The organism is Microcystis sp. M53603_WE2, from assembly GCF_030065435.1.
In genome coordinates, this window is sequence record NZ_JASJFF010000810.1 from 1 (window position 1) to 6,486 (window position 6,486).

At 40.1% G+C, this 6,486-nt stretch carries 6 protein-coding genes and 1 pseudogene; 2 read left to right on the plus strand and 5 right to left on the minus strand.

All coding sequences use genetic code 11. From position 1 onward, the window contains the following. Positions 1 to 439 precede the first annotated feature (439 nt). Together PX481_RS17280 and PX481_RS17285 are read left to right on the plus strand one after the other, a co-directional pair. Positions 440 to 1,342, plus strand: a complete 903-nt coding sequence (locus PX481_RS17280) for a hypothetical protein (RefSeq protein ID WP_288095178.1) — start codon at positions 440 to 442, stop codon at positions 1,340 to 1,342. Then, complete coding sequence (locus PX481_RS17285) at positions 1,339 to 2,046, plus strand: hypothetical protein (protein ID WP_288095181.1); 708 nt, start codon at positions 1,339 to 1,341, stop codon at positions 2,044 to 2,046. Before PX481_RS17280 ends, PX481_RS17285 begins: the two co-directional genes overlap by 4 nt. Positions 2,047 to 2,161: 115 nt before the next feature. Here the strand turns inward: PX481_RS17285 and PX481_RS17290 are convergent, their stop codons facing one another. The 5 genes and pseudogenes from PX481_RS17290 to PX481_RS17310 all read right to left on the minus strand — a co-directional run. Beyond that, positions 2,162 to 5,356, minus strand: coding sequence for a hypothetical protein (locus tag PX481_RS17290; protein ID WP_288095184.1), 3,195 nt, complete (start codon positions 5,354 to 5,356; stop codon positions 2,162 to 2,164). Then, on the minus strand, positions 5,349 to 5,609 hold the full coding sequence (locus PX481_RS17295; protein ID WP_288026622.1) for a hypothetical protein: 261 nt from the start codon (positions 5,607 to 5,609) through the stop codon (positions 5,349 to 5,351). The genes PX481_RS17290 and PX481_RS17295 overlap by 8 nt, the downstream gene beginning before the upstream one ends. Then, positions 5,606 to 5,815: a hypothetical protein gene (locus tag PX481_RS17300; protein ID WP_288026621.1), complete on the minus strand. Its 210-nt coding sequence runs from the start codon at positions 5,813 to 5,815 to the stop codon at positions 5,606 to 5,608. The genes PX481_RS17295 and PX481_RS17300 overlap by 4 nt, the downstream gene beginning before the upstream one ends. 59 nt (positions 5,816 to 5,874) lie before the next feature. Continuing rightward, on the minus strand, positions 5,875 to 6,030 hold the full coding sequence (locus PX481_RS17305; protein WP_288026620.1) for a hypothetical protein: 156 nt from the start codon (positions 6,028 to 6,030) through the stop codon (positions 5,875 to 5,877). A 324-nt stretch (positions 6,031 to 6,354) separates the two neighbouring features. Beyond that, positions 6,355 to 6,486 (minus strand): annotated as a pseudogene (locus PX481_RS17310) (IS630-like element ISMae24 family transposase); the annotation flags it as partial.

Here is a 6,486-nt window from a genome sequence, read left to right on the forward strand (position 1 = left end):
AACCCTTATATAGAAAGGCATTTGGCGATTTTTGTCAATTATTTTTGATCTAGAGCGAACTAATCAATTAAGTCTCTTGCCAGATAAGGATTTAGTCGATTTATGCCCCCCTATCGAACCATACTAAGTAACGAAGAACCATCACTTCCCAGTAGGAAAATGCCTAATATTAAGTCCTCAAGAACAACGAGATAGCTCTTTTAGGTTCTGTGTGATAAGTTTAACTTACATAGGATCGATCAATTTTTGTGTACTTTGTGTCTTTGTGGTTCATTCCACCCCCTCGCTATGAAGAATGTATCTTAGAATACATTTTACCTACCAAACCCAAGAGAACCACAAGATAAAGAAGTACGGTGAATACAGCATCCATCGCCTAGTTCTAGAGGCTTGGGATTCAATGAAATAATCAAATAATTTCTTATTTTTCTGAAAAATTATGTACACAGACGAATTAATTCAAACAATTTTTGGTGAAGATGCCTTAACGTATATCAAAAATAAAAATAGAGGAGGAACCAACAATAATAAAGGAAAAGAATACGAGGATTTTTTTGCCATATACAAATTGAGCGAAATAGCTAAACAGATAGTTGAAGAAGGCATTGATGCTAAATTTTTTAGTCAACTCAAAACTTTTGTAGATGATTTAGTAATTGATTTTCCAAAATTACGAATACATTATCAATTAAAAAACAAAGAAAAAGGTATTTCTTGGGGAAATTCCGATACATTAAAATCTATCGCTTATGATTTTTACTCGCAGTACAGAATTAATGAAACAATAAAGTTAGAAGAAACTCAATTATGTTTAGTTACCAACAACAAAACACAACAAATTCATCTTAGTAAAACCATTCCTAGCGAAATAAAAAACTACACTTCTGTATTTTATTTTTATTATTCAAAAAACATAAATGAAATAATAGAAGCAATGCCTGATTTTAAGGAATCGATAAGTTATCTATCTGCTTTTGACAAGCCTGAGCCAGACAAAATCGAATGTGTTGCGACCGTTTTATTGGGAGCTTGGTATTCAATAGATACGTCAGAAGTTTCGGTGAGCGAGCTTTTACACAAAGCCCAAACTACCCAGCCATCATACATCCGATTGTTTAGTTCGGATATTGAGCTAGATCCAGGAATGCGAAGTATTTTGGATCGGATTCCCAGATTCCAGTATAATGTCTCTAAGGGATTTTTGCATTGGGATTATGCTGATGGTTTAGATACGGGAACCATATATCATGATATAGAAAGTTCAAATTTCAAAAAAATTCAAGATTTAATCAAGCAATTTCAGCCCACCTCTTTTGAAGACTTGGAGAAGTTTTTAATATGACCAGACAAACATCTAATTTTGTTAACAATGATCGCACAATCCTTACCTACCTTGAAATTTTAGCAAATAAAAGTATTGAACCTGAAAGGTATCGTGAAGTAATGGAACAACTCGGTAATAAGCTCGGGCAAATAATTTTAAATAGAGTTATCGATAGCTCACCCCATAGCCTATATTTAGCCTCTACCGTTGAAGATGCTGATTTTTTAGCAAAAGGCATTATCCTACAGTTAGAGAACCATTTTTCTAACATAGGATATGCTTGTTTTTGGAACAAAAGATTTTCTCCTTTTGGAATTAGCGACTTAAAAGTAGCTCCAATTCTAAAAAAATATCAGGAACCCAGCCCCAGCAATATCGATTATTTGATTATTGTTAAGTCTATTATTTCTGGAGCTTGCGTAGTCAAAACAAACCTTGTCAATTTAATTCAAAAAATTAATCCAAATAAAATTTTAATCGTAGCTCCAGTAATGTATATTAATGCAGAAGAAAAATTAAAAATTGAATTTGAACCAAAAATATCTAATAAATTTGAATTCATATATTTTGCAAAAGATGATCAGCGAACGTCAGACGGTGAGGTGATACCTGGCATTGGCGGCTCTGTGTACGAAAGGCTTGGTTTTCAAGGACAAGATGACAAGAACACTTATATCCCAGAACTGGTTCGCTCTCGACGAGCTAGATTAGTCAGCGCTTAGAATTTTTTATAAGGTTTACTACCCTAACCCCGATTAGCTCTGAAACATTTCTCAAGGGTAAAATGCCCAAAAATACGCAATTTTTTCGGTTTTGAGTTTTGAGTATGATTAGTGATTAAGTTGCAATCGCCAAAAGCTGATTAAGAAGCTTATCTCTTATCGGAATAGGTATAAATCCCCATAGGGCGGCCCACTGATTGCGATCGAGTACCTCTAGGATGTTCCCAAATTCCGTTAGGAGTGAGTCCTCACTAGCGGCCTCTAGGTAAACCGTAGCATCATTAATTAGGTCTGTGTCGGTCTGGGTAAGGGTTTCAGCTTGGCCACAATTGCTATTAGGGTTACTTATAGTAAATGTGGCCAAAATTTCATCAAGGAATGCCCGGCACCGGTTAATCGTAGTCCGTGCCATGCCGGTTACAGTAGCGATCGCACGTTCGGTTACTTTTTCCCCGGTTTCCCACAACCGATTAGCAGCCTCACCTATTAGCCGGTTAGTCCGTTCTTTGACACTTTCAGCATCCGGGGTGATTTCATGGGCCTTGACCTGCTTAATCTGGTTAGGGGGGATAAGGCCGCTAAAATCATAATCGGTAAGCAGTACAACCTCGAAAATTCGATCTGGGTAAAGATTAGCCCTTAACCTTCCTATCTCTTGCTTGATGATGGATAGAATGCGATGACGGGTATAGCGATCGAAGTCCTCACCATAGGGGTTTAAACCCGTGCTAACAGCGTAGTCATGCCTTAGTGACTCAAGGTTAGGGCATGGTAAACCGTCGATGATCAGACGGGTAACACCCGCGATTAAGTTAGTTCCCTGCGAATTGACAAAATGCTTAAGACTTGTCTGGTCATCTTCATCCTTGCAGTGAGACTGGAATCGGATGACAGCCGTGTTATTGGGGTCGGTTTCCCGATAATGGTCAAGGATGACTTTAGATCGTCGCTTTTGACCTTCCCCCCGATTAATACCCATTCGGCCTAAGTCGATCACTTGGATAAAATTGATATTTTCTGGAATATCCCCCCCAGTGGTAATCAGATCAATTGTTAAGCCGGTTCGGGCCTCAAGATTTTCGAGCGATTCCGTGGCACTCAAGAAAATGATTTTAGCGGCCTCATTTATAATCGCTAAGAATCGAGAATCAACAAAAGAAACCGATAAAATACCATGATTAAGCGATAAATAGCCTCTACCTTGCAAAGAATCAATTAATTCAGGTAGCCACTGCTTTAATGTCTCATTTTCGGCTTTTTCCGCTAAATTGCTATCCTTTTCAGCGAATGCCCGGCGGACCGATGCCGGCATATCTGCTATTGATTCCCCCATCTCAGAGATTGGATCAAGAAAGCTTAAATCAGGGGTTAATGCTGATTTTAGGCGATTTAAATCTATATCATTGGGAATTAAGCCTAAAAGCTTCTCTCTTAAGGTTTTCCCATCGAAACCATAGCGATTAGACTGCTTTTCTGCTATTAGCTTCTTAATGGCAATCAGTAAAGGCTTAAGAGATAGGAAAAGATCACTATCCTTTTCCGCTAAGGATGCGATCGAGGCTGTAATATCTTTCACTGATACCTTAACTATTTTGGTAGTGTTAGCGCTTAGTTCACTTTCCTCGAAAATTAGGGTCGTATTCCCATAGTCGAAACCATTTTCGGGGTCATACGACTTAGGATTAGGCAAGCTTGCCGGGTGAGCTATTAATCGCTTAGATTGTAGTGCAATCGCACGCTTTTGTAGATAATCATAATCCCCCTTGCCAGACCGACATAACTCAAGGAACTGGCAACCCTGACAGATAGTAGCTGATTCTATTCCGTGGCTTATATTTTGATTGGCTAAGGCCGCATGGGTAAAGGGTCTAGCACAATTAGCCCGTAAATCTTTCTCTTGGAATCTATCAAGTGAGTCTTTCCTTTTTCGTGTCCGTATTTCCCCCAATTCGTTACGGTATAAACCGGCGTGACGACCCTCTAATATTGGCCAATCTTTTAACGTTGGGGTTGAGACATTTCGAGGGTCATTGTTGACATAAATAATGTCTGTAACTCCCATCATCTCAGGGGTTGCCTTGCCAGCATCATAAGATTTACCGCTTCCAGTGGGAGACGTATCTAAGATATATTTACCCGATGCCCATTCATTTAATCGATTAGAGCGGTCATAGATTTTTGCCTCTCGATTATTTGGTAAGGGTGAGGGTAAGGGTTTTCTATTTTTTTTCCGATCTCTCGCTACTAATCTTTTAACCTTTTCCCAGAATGGTAAAGGATCGCTTTTTCCCATTTCAAGGAATTGGCTAGGCGTGATAAATTCGATTGATTCCAGATTCCCTATCTCATCAATATCATCATCATCTTTGGTTTTTTGCCCCCAAAATGCGACTAATACCGACTTCCCTAGAGATTCCAAAAATTTAATCTCTTTAGACCATCTCAGCATCACTTGAGGGTTATTTATGTCACCGGCATCCGGGCATAAAATTAATTGTCGATAGGGTCCGATCGCATTCTTAATCTGATTAGCAGCACCTGAGAAATACCCACCGGCTGCACCTATGGCATTAAGCCCATGCTTATGGGCAGCGACAAAAGGTTTAAGTATCCCCTCACTTAACCAGACTTGACCGTTATCCTTGCCATTGGGGATATGGGTGATCGGTAGTTCACCATCGGGTAGGTGACTGGAAGTTAAACCCTTAGCCCATCTGTATTTTGAATCGGTAACATTCTCTAACCTTATCTGGTATCCGATCGCCCGGCCCTCGCTATCAAAGGCAAGGCAAGCGATACCGACCCCGCCAGCCGCTATCTTCCCATTATTCACGCCGGGTAAATTGGGGGGAATGCCGGGGGGAACATCATCATTAGGGTAAATGCTGAAAAATAAACCCGTCTCTATCTGACTCTCAGACAGCCCTCGATCGAGTAACGCTTGTCGATGCCGGCGTGACAGCCCTAGCGATTGGGATAACTTTCTTAGAGCCTTGTCTCTATCTGGAATACTCAGGGCATTCTTAGCGTGTTCTTTTTGCCGTTCTAATCGGTCGATCTCTCGCTGTAATTTTTTCTCTAACCAGACCGTGCGATCGAATGCTTCGCTTTTTCTGGGAACAAATTTTCCCCACACCCCATTACTGGAATCCCCCAGAAAATGCCAATCAGGATGATTGGGGTCAAAGCCGATGTGAGAATGACATAGAACCAATTCCCCATCGGTAGAGTAGCGACAATCGCTGTCAGCTTCGCCACAGATTGGGCATGAGTTAGAGCCTTTAAAAGGGTGTAGCTTACTTCTACTCATGGCCTACACCCCCAAAAAAATCAAAATCAAAATTTATCTGGGATTGAAGCTGATCAAGCTTCTCACAGATAGCTTTTAGCTGTTTAGCATCGCATTTAATGATTTTTGCCGCTATTCGATAAGCTTCTCGCTTTTCCTGCCTATTTTGGCAGTATTCAGAGATATGGGTCGCTGTTAGGGCGATTAGTTCTAACGTCCCAAAAGACCGCGAAGCTTCTTTGAGAACATTCTCTAGTATCCGGAGGTGATTCATCCCACACCCCCTAAAAAACTGATTTTTTGTGCCGTGGCTAACCCTACCCGTGCCGCAAAATTCGCGTCATTCTGGCAATTTAAGCCAAAATTAGCCTTTATTCTACTTAGTAAGGCTTCTATTGGGCTGGTAATGCTTTTATCGTGGTATCCCGTGGCATTCAGGGGAATGCTTGACTTTTGTGGTGATTTTCTGGTATTATTCATTGTATTGGAAAATATTTTGTACCGCTCCCTAGCCTGCGAAGCTTCGGGAGTGGTTGTTTTTATGCGACTTCTAACTTGTCCAAGCATTCTCGGATCATCTCACGCATGACCGTGGCTGCCGTTTCGTTCCTTTTTTCGGCGATCACAAAAATCTGATTTTTCATGCTAGGGGACACTTTGGCCACAAGGGAAACATTTTTTTCCTTTTTTCTCATCTTCTCATCCTGAATTTCTGCCTATCCATAGGGTATCATAAAGCGATTAATTTTGACAATGAACCTATAGCGTACTATCGGAAAACTAAGGAAACATCATCATAGCAAGGATAGTTCGTGATTAACTTACAAAAAACTTACAAAAAACTTACAACTGATAACCGATAACTGACAGTTCAAAACCGCAATTGTTTCGGTTTTAACTGATAGCTAATAACTGATAACCGATAATAGGAACTAATCGCTAAATTCTCGATCAAATAATTCCCTTAGCACTTGATTCGCTCGATCCTGAAATCTTTTAGCCTTTTCCTCGTTAAGTACCTAGGCAAAATTAATTACATACTCGCCTCCAAAATTGTCCAGCACTTTTTTAACGTAAGCGAGGAGGCTCTTTCGGTCTTTATAGGCGCTAAATTCAATCCATTCATATTTTAAAAATCTCCATAATATTTC